Here is a 15,586-nt window from a genome sequence, read left to right on the forward strand (position 1 = left end):
GGTTACCGGCCTAAACTTAGCGGCGAAGGTTCTTCCGGATGGCCTGGCCGCGGACCACAATGCCCGTGACGTGCAGGACGAGTCCCAGCCCGATCAGCGGAAGCGACGCCATGGCCAGCGCCTGGTTGCCGCTGGTGTTGCCGATGAGGTTCAGGATGATGCCGACGGCGATCAGTGCCATCGCGCTGAAAACCAGGACTTTGTAGCGGGTTGGCGCGGTAGCCCAGAATTCGTTCAGCACCTTGCCAGTCTACCGGGCGCCCCTGAAGGCGGAACGATCAGGAGGGGGACCAGGACAGCCGCCGACAACAGGCTCTCAGAACAGCGCTTCCTGGACCGCCGGGACGTCAGAGCGGTGCTCGCCCAGTTCGATGGTACGGCCTTTGAGCCGGCCCAGGTCCAGTACGAATTCCAGGTCGGTGTCATCAAGGGCGGCCAGCACAAAACTGCCGCAGACGGAGCGGATGGTGAAGCCGTGCGCCCCTGAGTCCAAAGCGTGCGGGTAGGTGTGGCGGGCGGTCCCGGAGCACAACCGCCCTGCCAGCGGCGGCCTGCTCCAGGTTTCCCTCACTACCTCAAAGCCGTCTTCATCCGCAGAAGATAGAATCTGGCGCGCCTCTTCGGCCAGCGCCATGTTGCGGGAACTCAGTAGGTTTGCGGGCGCCGGAGCAGCCAGCGCGGCGGCTTTTGCGGCCGACCGCACCTGCTGCGGCAGCCCGCCGTCGCGCGTTACCAGGTCCTCCAGCACCCGCACCACCCGGCCGTCGGCGGCATGTGCAATGTAGCTGGCAGCCACGGCGCCCTGTTCGGCGAGCCGCTGCCACTTCCGAAGACCTGACGCGGTCCCCACCTTGCTGGCCCCGCTGGCGAAGGTGGCCACGTAGAGCCAGTGCGGCTGCATGAGGTAACTGCGCAGCCCGGGCGGGACGCCGCCGCCGCGATGGAAGTCGTGCATGAGGCGGAAGTCGTCCGCCACAAAGCACCGCTCGCACTGGTGTCCGCGGGCAGCCGGGGACCGGCCTTTGCACAGGATGTGGTCCCGATGGGCGGGGCCGTGCACCCGGTGGTGACCCAGGCAGGACTTCCCTTCTGCGGCGAGCCGGAAGCCCAGGCGCGTGCCGTCGTCGAGCGCTGTTTCGGTGAAGGTGCCGTGCGGGGCCTGCAGCCGCAACACAGGAGCAGCTCCAGGCGCCCCGGGAGCCTCAGGCGGCGCAGGCCAGAAGACCCCGTGGACCAGATAGGGCGTATCGGTCACGGGGTCTCCTGAAACGAAATCCGCGGGTGCTACAGCGCGGGCTGCACCCCAAAGGCTACCGCGAGCTTCATGATCTTCTCGGCGCGGCCCAGGCGGGGCAGGTCCGAGCCGTCGCGGATGACGCGGCCGTTGGCTTCGAAGTCGGCCATGAAGTCGGTGGCCCAGGCGACGTCGGACGGCGTGGGACTGATGACCTCGTTGATGACGGGGGTCTGGTCGATGGCCAGGCACAGCTTGCCGGTCATGCCCATCATCACGGTGATGCCGGTCTGCTCGCGCAGAATGGGGTGGTTGGTGCCCACGGTGGGGCCGTCGATGGGGCCGGGAAGGTTGCCCACCCGGCTGGCGACGACGAGCTTGGCGCGGGGGTAGGCCATGGCCTCGGCGGTGGCGGCCATGCCGGTATCGCGGCGGAAATCACCGGAACCGAAGGCGAGGCGGAACGCACCCTGGGCCTTGGCGATATTGTTGGCTTCCTCAATGCCCACGGCGGATTCCACCAGCGGAATGACGGGCGTTTTGCCGTCCATGCGGTGGAAGCTTTCGGTGACCTGGTCCGCCGACTCGGTCTTGGCCAGCATCACGCCGAGCAAGCCCGGGGTGCCGCGCAGGCCTGCGAGGTCATCGGCCCAAAACGGGCTGGTGGCATCGTTGATGCGGACCCAGGCCTTGCCGCCGGCGGTGAGCCAGTCGATCACGTTGTTCCGGGCATGGTCCTTCTGCGAGGGGTCCACGGCATCTTCAATATCCAGGATGATCGAGTCGGCGCGGGACACTGCCGACTGGTCAAAAAGCTCCGTCTTCATGGCATTCACAAGGAGCCAGGAGCGGGCGATCTCTGCTGGGATATTGCGTTCCGGCCTTACGGTCTCGGTGGCGATGGTAGACGTCATGTATCTACCGTATCCGTCTTGGAAGCAGCACGAGGCAGAAAACGGCCAGCTCGGGAGGATCAATACGAACTAAACGGGTTATGACCGAAGTTGCTGTCAATCCCCGGGCTTGGCACTGGCAATATCTCCGCTGGCTCGCCCCGCTTGAAGGCCCGGCTTCCTGCCGCCATGGAACCGGCCGGCGCAGACCGCCGCAAGCCAGACAAGTACGAACAGGCCAACCACCGCATAACCGAGTCCCGTCAGGTCCAGGCTCACAGCAGCCAGCGACGTCATTTGCGCTGTTCCTACCGTCAGCGCGACGACCGCAGACAGCCCGGTGAGTACGGCGTTGTACTTGAGCCGCCGCTCCGGGCTGGAGTATGCCCTCCCGTAGGCGAGATTCATGAACCACCCATCCAGGGTGTCGAACAGGCACATGCCTGCGGCGAAGAGCGTCGGGAGGATGAGGATGGCGTACCAGGGAAGCGCGGTTGCCGCCGTGCCCACCGCGACGACGAGCAACGCGACCTCGGTGGCAGTGTCAAACCCCAGGCCGAAAAGTAGGCCCACCAAATACATCTGCCACGGCTTGGTGATGCTCCGCATGACCGGCCGCAGGATACGGGCCATCAGTCCGGCGGGGGCGCCGTCCCGGGGACCCGGCGGCCGGCCGTCCCGGGCGCCACGGAGGTCCGCCACGGTGTTGAGCAGGATGAGCACGTTGAGGGCCGCCAGGAGATAGAGGAAAACTCCCGATACCGCGGAACCTGCCAACCCCAGGGCGTCGCGCAGCGGCGAGGTGTTTTCCCCGAGCATGCCGCCCAGGTAGTGCGCTCCCGTGGCCAGCAGAGCGCAAAGGCCGCAGACAATGCTCGAATGGCCAAGCGAGAACCAGAACCCCACCGACAGCGGCCGGTGGCCCTCGCCGATCAGCTTGCGTGTGGTGCAGTCGATGGCTGCGATATGGTCGACGTCGAAGGCGTGCCTCATGCCCAGCAGGTACGCGCCGGCGCCGATCCCGACGCCGAAGACTTGCGTGGGGCCGATGTGCAGGTTCTGCGGAACAATGCTGAACACCAGAACACCCCAGCCCACCAGATGCAAAACGATGATGGTGACGGCCATGGCGGTGACGGCAGACCCACGTTTCCCGCCCCTGAAGCCGCTGCCGGCGGGTTCCGCGTGGTCGAGTGCAGCCAGGATGCCCATGCCCTGGTCCTGTCAGCGCATCGGCGGGGTGAGCCCGTACCGGGCGATAATTTCCGGCAGCCAGGGCGGTTCACCGAACTGAAGCCCGTATTCGGCGGCCATCTTCCCGATGAACTCGGGATCCGGCGGACCTGCTTCAAAGTGATCCGCCAGTCCCCAGAAGAAGTGCTCGAACCCGGCCGGGCTGATGATCTCGATCATCCGCGCGGGTACTTTGCCGGCGTTCCACATCGTGTGCAGCTCCCCCCGTGGTTTCGTGATGTAGCCACCGGCCCCAAGCACCGCTTGACGGTCCCCGGACCGGAATCCGATCTCGCCTTCAATGACGATTGAGTACTCGTCTTCCCTGGTATGGCTGTGCGGCGGTACCAGGGCCCCGACGGGGAACGGGTGCTCCACAATCGAGATCTGGTCGTTGGTGTCCTCGCCAAAGAACTTGAAGACGACTCCGATCGTTCCGAGATTGCCTTCCCGGCCCTGGCCCGGCTGCACGACTGTTAGCCGTGGAGCCTTTTCGAGTTCCATAACAGGCCACCCTTCCAATTTCAATATACAATGGTGTATACCGAAATTGTCCGCCCGGAAGGGAGTAGAGTCAATACATTGAGTGAACACCCTCGTTCATCCAAAAACCGCCGCTACGAGATGGGCAAAAGAACCGAAAAAATAAGCGGTACCCACCAGCGCATTATCGACGCGGCCGTGACGCTGCACGGTTCCATCGGACCGGCCCGCACCACCATCGCAGGGGTCGCGGAAAAGGCAGGCGTCACCAGGTTGACGGTCTACCGGCATTTTCCTGACGACAATGCGCTCTTCTCCGCCTGCTCCTCGCACTGGCTCTCGCAGCAGCAACTGGCGGACCCCGGGGAGTGGTCCCGGCACAACGATCCTCTCGAACGCCTGACCGTCGGATTGTCCGATCTGTACCGGTTTTACCGGGACGGGGAGTCCATGCTCACCCGGATTTATGGGGACTGGAATGCGCTGCCCGAAACACACCGCACAGGTCTCGAGTCCAGGAACGCCCTCTTCCGCGATGTCCTGGCGGAGCCGTTCCCCGAGCCGAACAGGAATCCCCGGCTATACGCCACCCTCAGTCATGCCATTTCCTTTTGGACATGGCGGTCCCTGTGCCATGACAACCGGCTCTCGAATGACGATGCGGTCGAGCTCATGTCGATCTTGATTACAACAGCAGCTAGGCAGGCGGGCAGAGGCTGCATTCAGGCGCTTCGACGGTGAAATAGATAGCAGCAGGTGCCGTTATGAGGCTCCATAACGGCACCTGCAGTTAAGCGGTTGGGTGGGTCAGGGGATGTTACTGCCCCGCGCGGTCACCCAGAGCCGGTACCAGTCCGCCCGGCTCATGGCTTGGGCCACGCGCGCGGCGTCGGCACACGCCCGGATCCGGCCGGGATTGACAGTTCCGATCACCGGCGCGATGCCGGCCGGATGCTTCATCAGCCATCCCAGCAGCACCGATTCACCGGAGCAGCTGTACTCCCCCGCCAGTTCCGCTACAAGCTCCGCGGTTGCGGCCTCGGCGGACGTCGGACTGTCCGGCTCCGCGCCCGTGTACAGGCCCCTGGCCAGCGAGCCGTAAGCCTGCAGGGTGATGCCGTTCCGTACGCAGTACTCCAGGGTGCCGTGCGGGAAGCTGTAGTCCAGGTGCTCGGCATGGTTCACCAGCACCTGGCTTTCCAGCCACGCCCGCTTGAGCAGGCTCATCTCCAGCTGGTTCGCCACCACGGGGGTTTCCAGCCGGTCCTGCAACGCCTCGATCTGCGCCCCGGACATGTTGGATACCCCCAGCTGCCGGACCTTGCCTTCCGCCATCAACTGCCCGACGGCGGCAGCCACCTCCGCCGGGTCGGCCAAGGGGTCCGGGCGGTGCAGCAGGAGGATGTCCACGTAGTCCGTCCGCAACCGCTTCAGGCTTTCGTTGATCCGCTCCAGGATGGCTTCGCGGCTGAGATCGTAATGGGTTTGCAGGCCGCGTTCATTCAACCTGATCCCGCACTTGGTCTGCAGCCGGATCCGGTCCCGGAGTCCAGGCGTGGCGGCCAGCACCTCGCCGAACACCGCTTCGGACTTGCCGCTGCGGTAGATGTCCGCATGGTCGAACAGTGTGATCCCGGCATCAAGGGCGGCCTCGACGGCGGCACCGGCCTCGTCCACATGCTCACTGCCATGCGGCTCGTTGGACCAGCTGCCGCCCAGGCCCATGCAGCCGTATATAAGTTCCTGCATCAGGCGGGCCGGCCCGTCGGGCGTGCCGGCATCAGCGCAGCCATGCGGTGGTGTTGGCGGGCAACTTGCCGTCTTCAAGCGGGGCACTGCTGACCAGGACGCTTCCTGCCGGCAGGTCGACGGCGGTGTCCCCGAAGTTGGTCACGGACTGCCAGCCGTTGGGGCGGCGGAAGTGCAGGACCTCCGGGTTGCCGGTCTCCACCCATTCCAGCTCCTCGTCGGTCTGCAGCTCACGGCGGAGTTTAAGGGCCTTACGGTAGAGCTCCAGCGTGGAGCCATCGGTCCCGTCCTGGGCCTCGACGGCGTACTTGCTGAACCAGTCGGGCTGGGGCAGGTGTGCGCCGCCATCACCGAAGCCGAAGGAGGTCCCCTCAACCCTCCACGGCAGGGGCACGCGGCAGCCGTCGCGGCCGATCTCCACGCCCTTGTTGCGGAAGAAGGAGGGGTCCTGGCGCTCGGATTCGGGGATCTCGGCCACTTCCTGGAGGCCCAGCTCCTCGCCCTGGTAGAGGTAGGCCGAGCCCGGTACGGCGAGCATCAGCAGGGTGGCGGCGCGGGCGCGGTGTTCACCGAGCTCCACGTCCAGCTCCTCTTTGGGGCCGCCGGCGAGCAGCCAGTCCTTGCCGTCCTGGCCCTTGCTGTGCGCCTTGCCCTTGGACAGCTGCGGCAGTCCGTAGCGGGTGGCGTGGCGGACCACGTCGTGGTTGGAGAACACCCAGGTGGAGGAGGCACCCGTGGCTGCCGCCTCGGCGAGGTTGCGGGTGATGATCTCCTTGTACTCGGCGGCGTCGAAGTCGGACTGCAGCAGGTCGAAGTTGAAAGCCTGGCCAAGCCCCTGCGGGCTGGCGTAGCGGGCCCGGCGGGTCGCGTGGACCCAGGCCTCGGCGACGGCGGTGCGCGGCGGGTTGTACTCGTTGAACACCTCGCGCCATTCGGTGTAGATCTCGTGGACTTCGTCGCGGTCCCAGAAGGGGTGCGAACCGTCGTCGAATCCGTCCACACCGGTGTTGGCCGCGCTCAGTTCCAGCTTGGACAGCAGCGGTTCGGTGAGGTCTTTGGTGAGGGCATGGGCCACGTCCACCCGGAAGCCGTCAACGCCGCGGTCGGACCAGAAGCGCAGGGTCTTGAGGAAGTCCTCCCGGATTTCCCGGTTGGACCAGTTCAGGTCCGGCTGCTCCTTGGCGAAGATGTGCATGTACCACTGGCCGGGGGTGCCGTCCGGTTCGGTGATGCGCTCCCAGGCGGGGCCGCCGAATACGGAGTCCCAGTCCGACGGCGGGAACTCGCCGTTGGGGCCCTTGCCGTCACGGAAGATATACCGGTCGCGGGCGGGTGAGCCCTTGGGCGAGGCGAGAGCTTCCTGGAACCACTGGTGCCGGTTTGAGGAGTGGTTGGGCACGATGTCCGCGATCAGCTTGATGCCGGCTTCGTGCAGCGCCTTGGCCATCTCGTCAAAGTCCGCCAGGGTTCCCAGCTTGGGGTCCACGTCGCGGTAGTCGTCCACGTCGTAGCCGCCGTCAGCGAGCGCCGAGGGGTAGAACGGGCTCAGCCAGACGGCGTCGATCCCCAAGGACTTCAGGTACGGGACCTTGGCGGTGATGCCCTGGAGGTCGCCGATGCCGTCACCGTTGGAGTCGGCGAAGCTGCGCGGGTAGATCTGGTAGACGGAGGCCTGGCGCCACCAGTTCGGATCGGCCAGGCGGTCGGAATCGGAGAGGGTTGCCAGCGTGGCGGTGGTGGACAAGGGGTGATCCTTTGCTGCTTGTCGACTATATTTATATTGATTCTAAATTTAGTTTCCCAAGTATTATGTGGCTGCATGCGCAGAAAGGTCAACAGCATGGCTGAAACCACCGCCACCCCGCAGCTGTTGCGCCGGGTCAGCGCCGGGGCAGTCCTTGAATTCATGCGCTCCGCCACCATGGTCACGGTCACCGAGGTCATGGAGGCAACCGGGCTGACCCGGGCAACCGCCATCGCGGTGTGCGAGGACCTCAAGGAGCGCGGCTGGATCCGGGAACTGGAAAACCAGCGGGCCTTCGGCGAGTACCAGAAGGGCCGCCCCGCCAGGCGGTTTGAGCTTAATGAGCGCGCCGGCTACGTCCTGGGCATGGACATTGGCTACTCCAAGGTGACGGTGGTCGTTTCAGACCTCCGTGGCGAAACGGTGGGCAGGTCCAGCCAGCCCTTCGACGTCGCAGACATCACTGCCAGCCAGCGCACAGCGTTTATCGACACGGTGGCCATGGCGGCGCTCGGCGGTGCAGGGGCACGGCCTCAGGACGTACTCGCGGTATGCGCCGGGATTGCCGCCCCCGTCGACCGGCACGGCGATGTGCTGGCCACGCAGAAGTTCTGGGGCCTGTTTGATATCGACTTGCGGGCTGCCCTGAAGGAACTGCGCGGCTGGACGGTGCTGCTCGAAAATGACGCGAACCTGGCGGCCCTCGGCGACCGCTGGCTGGGCGCGGCTGCCGGCGCGGACGACGTCGTGGTGATCCTTGCCAGCGAACGCCTGGGTTCCGGAGTGATTGAAGGCGGCCGGCTGGTGCACGGAAGCCGGGGCAGCGCCGGCGAGCTGGCCTACCTGGACCTGGTGGAAGGCGTGGGTGATACCTTCGGCATCGCCCACCTGGCCAGGAAGTGGGCAGCGGAAGCGCTGGCGGGCCCAGCGGCCAGCACGCTGCGGTCTTTCGCCCCCCAGGAGGTCGAGGCTGAGCACGTTTTTGCCGCCGCCGCCGAGGGGGACGCCGTGTCACTGGAGATCCTCGACCGGATGGCGGACAGGATGGCCCGGGTGATCGGTACGGTAGCCACCATGCTCAACCCGGAACTGGTGGTGATCGGCGGCGCCGTGGCCAACTCTGCCGGCGTGCTGCTCGCTCCCATCAGTGAGCGCCTTCGGGACTTCACTGCGACTCCGCCCCGCGTTGCCGTTTCACCATTGGGGGACGCAGTTGTCACTGTTGGCGCGGTCCGCGGTGCGCTGGACTTCGTCGAGGCGAACTCCCTGGACCTGGACCTGGCCAGGAGCCCTAGCTGAGGTTCCCCAATGCCGCCGAAACCGGCAGCGTGCCGTCACGGAACTCAATGGTGCGGCCCGCGGTCTCGGGCAGGTCCAGCACCGCAGCGGCAACAATGGCCGTATTGGTCCGGGATGTTTCCCCGCTGCCCCCGGGCGAGGGGTTCACGTCGATGCGCCCGGTGCCGGGATTGTCGGTCAGCGAGCCGGGCCCGAGAATGGTCCAGGCCAGGTCCGTGCCGCGCAGGTACTCGTCCGCCGCTGCTTTGGCTTCCGCATAGGCGAAGAAGCTGTTGCTCTCCGGGACGCCGTGGTCCTTGCCGGCTCCACGGTAGGAGACCATCACGTACCGGTTGACCCCTGCCTGCGCCGCTGCATCCATCGACCGGATGGCAGCGTCCCGGTCCACGGCGTACGTCCGGCCCGGGTTCCCGCCGCCGGCGCCTGCGGACCAGACCACGGCGTCGTGGCCCTGCAGCGCCCCGGCGATGGCCGCCGTCGTCGAATTCTCCACGTCCAGGACCGACGGCGTTGCGCCGGTTTCCGCGACCTCAGCGGCCTGGTCCGGGTTGCGGATGAACGAGGTGACGGCGTGCCCCTCTTCCGTGAGCAGGCTGGACAGATGGAGGGCCACTTTGCCGTGGCCGCCGATGATTGCGATTCTGGTCATGGCCCCATTCTGTCCCACCGCCGTGCAGATGCCACACCGGGGTGGCGAGGCAGGCCCGGGCACCGGTGGGGTCAGGGACGGGATCAGGCCGGGCAGCGGTAGCGGAGGTACACCACACCGTTGCTGAACCGGCGCTCCTCAAGGAGATCGAGCCGCAAGTTCAGCCCATCGGGCAGGAACCGCAGGCCACCGCCTACCGCCACCGGGTTAAGGAAGATCTGGCATTCGTCCACAAGCCCGGCACGGAGCGCGGCGGCGGCAAGGGTTGCGCCGCCAATGCCGATGTTTTTGTCAGTGCCGTCCTTCATCGCCCGGACGGTCTTGGGGTTGAATGTCCTCTCGATCCTGGTGCGGTCCGTGGACGCGGTGGCGAGGGTGGAGGAGTAGACAACTTTGTCTGCCCCGCGCCAGATCCGGGCGTAGTCCTGGATAACGGATGGCTCACCGGCCGTGTCCCATGTCTCCCAGACCGACATGACTTCGTACATGCGCCGCCCGAAAAGGTACGTGCCGGCGTCGCGCTCCAGGTCGTTCACGAAAGCATGGACTTCCTCATCCGGCGCGCTCCAGTCGAAGTTGCCCTGGCTGTCCGCCAGGTAACCGTCCAAAGAGGTGATGCCGGAGTAGATGAGCTGGCCCATGCGCCCATTCTGCCGGTGCCGGTGGGTTTGCGTAAGGGCTGCCGCTGACTAAGCCGCGGCCGGCCGGCCATCACCGCCGGCGGGCGCCCGGTCCCGGACGAAGAATTGCTGGGCCATCGTCCAGATGTTTGTGACAGTCCAGTAGACCAGGACCCCGATGGGGAAAAGGATGCCGCCCAGGCCGAACACAAGCGGCAAGCTGTAGAGCAGGATCTTTTGCTGCCGCATAAAAGGTGTTTCCGGGGCGCCCCAGGACGCGCTCCGCGCGAGGACCAGCCTCTGGGTGAGGAACTGCGCCGCGATCATGGCCAGGATCATCAGGACCGTCAACACCACGACGGCGGTCTGGTCACCGCCGCCGTGCAGCACTGACGCGGTGAGCGGGGCACCGAAGATGGCGGACTGGTCGAACTGCGCCACCTGGTCACGGCTCATGGCACCCGCCCCCTCCCCCTGGCTGGCCAGGGTGCTGATACCGGACAGGACCTGGAACAGCGCAAGGAAGAACGGCACCTGGATCAGCAGCGGCAGGCATGCTGAGAAGGGGTTGGTCCCATGCTTCTTGTACAAGGCCATCTGCTCCTGCGCCATCGCCTGGCGGGAGACGGCGTCGCTCTTGCCCTGGTACTTTTCCTGCAGCTTCATGAGGTCCGGCTGCAGGAGCCGCATCCTGCGCTGGGCGTTCACCTGCTGGAGGAACACGGGAATCAGCGCCGCGCGGATGACCAGTACGAGCCCGATGATGGACAGCGCCCACGTCCAGCCACTTGCCGGCGGCATGCCTAGGGCACTCAGTCCGTCATGGACGCCAACCATAATCGCGGACACAAGCCACCTGAATGGAACCATGATTTCGTCAAGAAAGCCCATACGTTTCCGTCCCTCAGATGCCGCAAAGCTACGGCGAAACGGGGAGCTTGTCACGCTGCGGGCCATGGTCAAACAGGAAAGCCCCCGGAATCTTGGGGGATTCCGGGGGCTTAGCCTGTAGCGGTGGGGAGGCTCGATCTCCCGACCTCACGATTATGAGTCGTGCGCTCTAACCAACTGAGCTACACCGCCACGAATGAGAAAAACCTGCGTCAAGCCGGTCAAAACCGCCTTGACACAGGCCCTCATCCAGAGCCCCCCACCGGAATCGATCCGGTGACCTCGTTCTTACCAAGAACGCGCTCTACCACTGAGCTAGGGGGGCAACGAGTAAATACTCTACCGGAAGATTTCACCACCAACAAATCGGCATCCGCACCGGCCTGGAGGCCGCGACACAGTTGCGCCGGAAGGCTTTTTCACCCCTGGATTCCCCGGAAATTCAAGGGAAACAACACCATTCGGCGGCAGCTGGAGAGCCTCCGGAACAGGACATTCCCGTGCGGTCAGTGGCGGATGTGTCCATCCCCACACTCCTGCTCGAGGCTGCTCTGCAGGTAGGGGCCTCATGCCCGGCCGGCGCGGGCGGATTCGGGCAGGAGCTGCGGCAGGCCGCCGTCGGTCGCTTGAACCGGTCGCTTAAACGCCGGTCGCTTAAACACCGGTGGGCCGGCTCGAAAGCCGGCCCACCGGGGGAACGTGTCAGACTAGCTGACGGTTACCACTTGCCCTTGCGGTTGAAGTCGCGCTGGCCGCCCTCGTTGCCGCGGGGCTTGCGGGAGCCGTCGCCGTGGCCGCCGAAGCGGGAGTCGCTGGCCTGGCCGCGGCTGGAACCGCTGTCAGCACTGAAGGAACGCTCGCTGTACGAACGGCCGCCGCGGTCCGCGGAGGAACGCTCGCCGTCGCTCTTACGGAATTCCTTCTTGAATCCGCCGTTGCCCTTGAAGTTGCCGCCACGGTCACCGCCGCGGTTGCCCTGGTAGGCGCCACGCTCGCCGGAGGGCTTGCGGCCGTTGTCCAGCTCAAGATGGATCAGCTCGCCGCCGATCCGGGTGCGGGACAGGGCACGCAGCTGCTCGGCGCTCAGGTCCGCCGGGAGCTCCACGAGAGAGTGGTCCGAGCGGATGTCGATTCCGCCGATCTGGGCCGAGGAGATGCCGCCCTCGTTGGCAATGGCACCCACGATGGAACCGGGCATAACGCGCTGGCGGCGTCCCACGGCGATCCGGTAGGTGGCATTGCCCTCAGTGAGGGTGCGGGTCGGTCCACGTGAGCCGAAGCCGTCCTTGGACCGCTCGCGCTTCTGGAACTCGGGAGCTGCCGGCAGTTCCTTGACCAGGAGCGGCTGACCGCCCTGCGCCATCACGGCAAGCGCAGCAGCGATCTCCGCGGCCGGCACGTTGTGCTCTTCCTCGTAGGAAGCGATGAGGTCGCGGAACGCTGAAACGTCCTCGGAAGCGAGGGTCTCTGTGATCTTCTCGGCGAACTTGCCCAGGCGCAGCGTGTTCACGGTCTCGGCCGTCGGCAGGTGCATCTGCTCCACCGGCTGGCGGGTTGCCTTCTCGATGGAACGCAGCAGGTACTTCTCCCGCGGCGTCATGAACAGGATGGCGTCACCGGAACGGCCTGCACGGCCGGTGCGGCCGATGCGGTGGACGTAGGACTCCGTGTCGTGCGGGATGTCGTAGTTGATCACGTGGCTGATCCGTTCCACATCCAGGCCACGGGCGGCGACGTCGGTGGCCACGAGGATATCGATGCGGCCTTCCTTCAGCGCGTCCACGGTGCGCTCACGCTGCTGCTGCGGAATGTCACCGTTGATCGCCGCGGCTTGGAAGCCGCGGGACTTCAGCTTGTCAGCCAGGTCCTCGGTAGCCATCTTGGTGCGCACGAAGGCGATCACGCCGTCGAACTCTTCAACCTCGAGGATGCGGGTCATCGCGTCCAGCTTGTGCGGGCCCATGACCTGCAGGTACCGCTGGCGGGTGTTGGCGCCCGTGGTGGTCTTGGACTTGACGGAGATCTCGGCCGGGTTGTTCAGGTACTGCTTGGACATGCGGCGGATCTGGCTCGGCATGGTGGCCGAGAACAGTGCAACCTGGCGGTCCGACGGCGTCTGCTGGAAGATCTGCTCCACGTCTTCGGCGAAGCCCATGCGCAGCATCTCGTCGGCCTCGTCCAGCACCAGGTACTGGAGTTCGGACAGGTCCAGGGAACCCTTGGAGATGTGGTCGATCACGCGGCCGGGGGTACCCACAACGACCTGGGCGCCGCGGCGGAGGCCGGCGAGCTGCGGGCCGTAGGCGGAACCGCCGTAGACGGGCAGCACGGTGAAGTCATCGATGTGCTTGGCGTAGGAGGTGAAGGCCTCGGCAACCTGGAGCGCCAGCTCACGGGTGGGAGCCAGCACCAGGGCCTGGGTCTTGCGGGACGGGCCATTGAGGTCGTGGAGTTCGGCCAGGCGGGACAGCGCCGGTACTGCGAATGCTGCAGTCTTACCGGTGCCGGTCTGGGCGAGGCCAACCACGTCGCGGCCTTCGAGCAGCAGCGGGATGGTGGCTGCCTGGATGGGTGACGGCTTTTCGTAGCCGACATCCTGCAGGGCGGCAAGGACGCGGCCGTCGATGCCGAGATCGGCGAAGCGAACGCCGTCTTCTTCGGATTCCTCAGCCTTGGCTGCGGGTGCGGAAGTCTCGGCTGCGGGTGCCTCTGCTGCGGGAGCTTCGGACTCTGCTGCGGGGGCAGCGGGCTCTGCTGCGGGGGCAGCGGGCTCTGCTGCGGGTACAACGGCCTCGGTGAATTCGACGGCTGCAGTCTCGACGCCGGTGTTCTGGGCGTCGGTGGTTTCGTTTTGATTTTCGGGCATAGGGAAATATTCCTCATCCATAGGGGGCCAGGCGGCACTACCCGAGGTGAGCGGAGCCGCAGTACGTGTGCCGTGGGTGCCGGGCAAACGTTGACCGGCCGGTCACAGAAGTCCGGCGCTTTCGCAATCCCGTGGCAGGACTTCGCGCTGCATCTCTTGGCTGCTATCCCAGCAGTCTGTACAGCGTTTTCTTTAGCCGGCTCTCCCTATGAAAATGCCCGCATCACAGTTGCGGGCCCCAACACTTGCCAGTCCTGCCTCAAAAATTGGGCAGGAATAAGGGATTTCCGGAGTGGGGGATGTTTCAAGTGTAGGGCACAGACCAGCCCCAGCGGTAATCGAAGTACGACGACGGGCGGTGAGCTTGCGCACATGCCTCACCTTCGGGCCTGCCCGGCGGTGCCGCTACCGGGCCAGCTGCCGCTCCAGCGCCTCGAACTTCTTCCTGAACTCCGGCTGCTGCAGCCGGATCTCACCACCGGCGTCAGCGTCTTTCAACGCTTCCATGGACTCAAGGTCCGGTGCGCTGAACCATCCGCCGACAGTGACGCCATGCTTCGGGACATGCAGCTTGTGGATGTGGTCGCCAGCGCGGATGGTGCCGACGCGCAGCACCCGGAGATAGGCGCCCACGCGGCCTTCGCCCGTAAACCGCTTCACGAACTGCGGCTCCCCCATCCGGCGCTGGAAGGTGGCGCAGGGCGTCCGCGGCGAGGTGACCTCAACCTCCACGTCCAAGCCGATCTTCCAGCGCTCCCCGATGACGGAGTTAGTGGGTTCGATCCCGGCCACGCGCAGGTTTTCGCCGAAGATTCCGGGCGGGAGCTCGCGCTGGAGTTCACCGGCCCAGTAGTCGGCGTCGGTCTGGGAATAGGCGTAGATTGCCTGGTCCGGTCCGCCGTGGTGGACGCGGTTGGCCTGGATGTCGCCCTGGAGGCCCAGCTTGTGCACCTTCACCGGACCTTTCACGGGACGCTTGTCGATGGCTGTGACTCCCACGTTGGAGGCGTCCGGGAGAAGCTGGTGCACACTGCAGACGGCAAGTACTGAGGCGGTTTCCATTGCACCAGTGTAGGGTCCGGCCCCTTTGCCCGGCGCAACCCAACTGGGTAGCAGTTAATGTCGTTTTGGGGCGTCAAAACGACATTAACTGCTACCCAGTTGGGCCCACAGACAACCGCAGGGATTACGCTGATTCGAGGATTGCAATTGGGGGTGCAGCGCTGTGCCCGATTCATGTGGACTACTGAGGGGGACGCCATGGACCCGAACAAGGATCCAGAGCACGAGCCACAAGGCGGCGCCGGAAAATCCCAGGGCGGCTCGGCCAATGACGGAGGCGCTGCGGGTAAGACGCCGGACCAGGCAGGCAGTGCCCCTGGCGAAGGCAACTCCCCCAAGCCACCCCCCTGGCAGGTCCCCAAGCCTGAACTGCGCCCCGACCTCCTGAACCAGCCCGTCACCCCCGTGGACCAGTTCGCCCGGGACCGCGAGAAGCAACTCAACGAGGCAGCGGCACGTAAAAAGCGCTCCCAGCGGCGGACCGTAGTGGTGGGGCTGGGCGTCACGGCCCTGCTGGCCGGCACCATCACCGCCGTCGTGGCCAGCAACCAGGATGACCCCGAATACGCGCAAGTGTGTTTCAACGACGAAACCGGCGAGCGCGTGGAGGACGCCAGCTGCAACAGCTCGGCAGGGAGGTCCGGCGGAATCTACGCCTGGTACTTCTTCTCCCGCGGCGCCTACGTCCCGCCCTTGGGACAGAACCGCTCCACCGCGCCCAACTACACAAGAACGGTCCCCAGCGGCGCGAAGGCCTCCACCGGATACAGCCCCCAGGGCGGCACTGTCAGCCGGGGCGGCTTTGGCACCACGGCCAAGAGCGGGACCAGCGGCGGCGGCGGCAAAGTTTCGGGGGGTTAGGC

The 15,586-nt window shown here is 65.7% G+C and carries 14 protein-coding genes, 2 tRNA genes and 1 pseudogene; 3 read left to right on the forward strand and 14 right to left on the reverse strand.

Annotation, left to right across the window (positions count from 1 at the left end; all coding sequences use genetic code 11):
- Window positions 1–16 precede the first annotated feature (16 nt).
- From QFZ36_RS06750 to QFZ36_RS06770, 5 genes are all read right to left on the reverse strand, one after another.
- Window positions 17–241, reverse strand: coding sequence for a DUF3188 domain-containing protein (locus tag QFZ36_RS06750; RefSeq protein ID WP_306634922.1), 225 nt, complete (start codon window positions 239–241; stop codon window positions 17–19).
- Window positions 242–316: 75 nt separating this feature from the next.
- Window positions 317–1,255 carry a DUF2797 domain-containing protein gene (locus tag QFZ36_RS06755; protein ID WP_306634924.1) on the reverse strand — a complete coding sequence of 313 codons (939 nt, stop codon included), beginning with the start codon at window positions 1,253–1,255 and terminating at the stop codon, window positions 317–319.
- A 29-nt stretch (window positions 1,256–1,284) separates the two neighbouring features.
- Window positions 1,285–2,148: an HpcH/HpaI aldolase/citrate lyase family protein gene (locus QFZ36_RS06760; RefSeq protein ID WP_306634925.1), complete on the reverse strand. Its 864-nt coding sequence runs from the start codon at window positions 2,146–2,148 to the stop codon at window positions 1,285–1,287.
- A gap of 96 nt (window positions 2,149–2,244) precedes the next feature.
- The gene (locus QFZ36_RS06765) at window positions 2,245–3,339 is read right to left on the reverse strand and encodes a HoxN/HupN/NixA family nickel/cobalt transporter (protein WP_306634927.1); all 1,095 of its coding nucleotides are present in this window, start codon (window positions 3,337–3,339) and stop codon (window positions 2,245–2,247) included.
- A 12-nt stretch (window positions 3,340–3,351) separates the two neighbouring features.
- On the reverse strand, window positions 3,352–3,864 hold the full coding sequence (locus QFZ36_RS06770) for a cupin domain-containing protein (RefSeq protein ID WP_306634928.1): 513 nt from the start codon (window positions 3,862–3,864) through the stop codon (window positions 3,352–3,354).
- A 78-nt stretch (window positions 3,865–3,942) separates the two neighbouring features.
- Here QFZ36_RS06770 and QFZ36_RS06775 point away from each other — a divergent pair, with 78 nt between their 5' ends.
- Window positions 3,943–4,584: a TetR/AcrR family transcriptional regulator gene (locus tag QFZ36_RS06775; RefSeq protein ID WP_306634930.1), complete on the forward strand. Its 642-nt coding sequence runs from the start codon at window positions 3,943–3,945 to the stop codon at window positions 4,582–4,584.
- Window positions 4,585–4,650: 66 nt separating this feature from the next.
- Here QFZ36_RS06775 and QFZ36_RS06780 read toward each other — a convergent pair whose 3' ends face one another.
- Together QFZ36_RS06780 and QFZ36_RS06785 are read right to left on the reverse strand one after the other, a co-directional pair.
- Complete coding sequence (locus tag QFZ36_RS06780) at window positions 4,651–5,592, reverse strand: aldo/keto reductase (RefSeq protein WP_306634932.1); 942 nt, start codon at window positions 5,590–5,592, stop codon at window positions 4,651–4,653.
- 31 nt (window positions 5,593–5,623) lie between these two features.
- Window positions 5,624–7,336 carry a glycoside hydrolase family 13 protein gene (locus tag QFZ36_RS06785; protein ID WP_306634935.1) on the reverse strand — a complete coding sequence of 571 codons (1,713 nt, stop codon included), beginning with the start codon at window positions 7,334–7,336 and terminating at the stop codon, window positions 5,624–5,626.
- 96 nt (window positions 7,337–7,432) lie between these two features.
- On the opposite strand from QFZ36_RS06785, the gene QFZ36_RS06790 reads away from it, so the two are divergent.
- Window positions 7,433–8,635 carry an ROK family transcriptional regulator gene (locus QFZ36_RS06790; RefSeq protein WP_306634937.1) on the forward strand — a complete coding sequence of 401 codons (1,203 nt, stop codon included), beginning with the start codon at window positions 7,433–7,435 and terminating at the stop codon, window positions 8,633–8,635.
- Here QFZ36_RS06790 and QFZ36_RS06795 read toward each other — a convergent pair.
- From QFZ36_RS06795 to QFZ36_RS06825, 7 genes and pseudogenes are all read right to left on the reverse strand, one after another.
- Window positions 8,628–9,284: an SDR family oxidoreductase gene (locus QFZ36_RS06795; RefSeq protein WP_306634939.1), complete on the reverse strand. Its 657-nt coding sequence runs from the start codon at window positions 9,282–9,284 to the stop codon at window positions 8,628–8,630. The two genes, QFZ36_RS06790 and QFZ36_RS06795, sit on opposite strands and share 8 nt — an antisense overlap.
- An 83-nt stretch (window positions 9,285–9,367) precedes the next feature.
- Window positions 9,368–9,925 (reverse strand): dihydrofolate reductase family protein, encoded by a 558-nt coding sequence (locus QFZ36_RS06800; RefSeq protein ID WP_306634943.1) that lies wholly within the window; start codon window positions 9,923–9,925, stop codon window positions 9,368–9,370.
- A gap of 54 nt (window positions 9,926–9,979) precedes the next feature.
- Window positions 9,980–10,795: pseudogene (gene yidC / locus QFZ36_RS06805) on the reverse strand (membrane protein insertase YidC); the annotation flags it as partial.
- 118 nt (window positions 10,796–10,913) lie between these two features.
- Window positions 10,914–10,987: transfer RNA gene (locus tag QFZ36_RS06810), tRNA-Met, on the reverse strand.
- Window positions 10,988–11,048: 61 nt separating this feature from the next.
- Window positions 11,049–11,120 (reverse strand) — tRNA-Thr (locus QFZ36_RS06815).
- A 393-nt stretch (window positions 11,121–11,513) separates the two neighbouring features.
- Window positions 11,514–13,661, reverse strand: coding sequence for a DEAD/DEAH box helicase (locus QFZ36_RS06820; protein ID WP_306634947.1), 2,148 nt, complete (start codon window positions 13,659–13,661; stop codon window positions 11,514–11,516).
- A gap of 405 nt (window positions 13,662–14,066) precedes the next feature.
- Window positions 14,067–14,723 carry an MOSC domain-containing protein gene (locus tag QFZ36_RS06825; protein ID WP_306634948.1) on the reverse strand — a complete coding sequence of 219 codons (657 nt, stop codon included), beginning with the start codon at window positions 14,721–14,723 and terminating at the stop codon, window positions 14,067–14,069.
- A 198-nt stretch (window positions 14,724–14,921) separates the two neighbouring features.
- On the opposite strand from QFZ36_RS06825, the gene QFZ36_RS06830 reads away from it, so the two are divergent.
- On the forward strand, window positions 14,922–15,584 hold the full coding sequence (locus QFZ36_RS06830) for a Tat pathway signal protein (protein WP_306634949.1): 663 nt from the start codon (window positions 14,922–14,924) through the stop codon (window positions 15,582–15,584).
- The last annotated feature ends 2 nt before the right edge of the window (window positions 15,585–15,586 follow it).

It is taken from the genome of Pseudarthrobacter siccitolerans, from assembly GCF_030823375.1.
Classification (GTDB): domain Bacteria; phylum Actinomycetota; class Actinomycetes; order Actinomycetales; family Micrococcaceae; genus Arthrobacter; species Arthrobacter siccitolerans_A.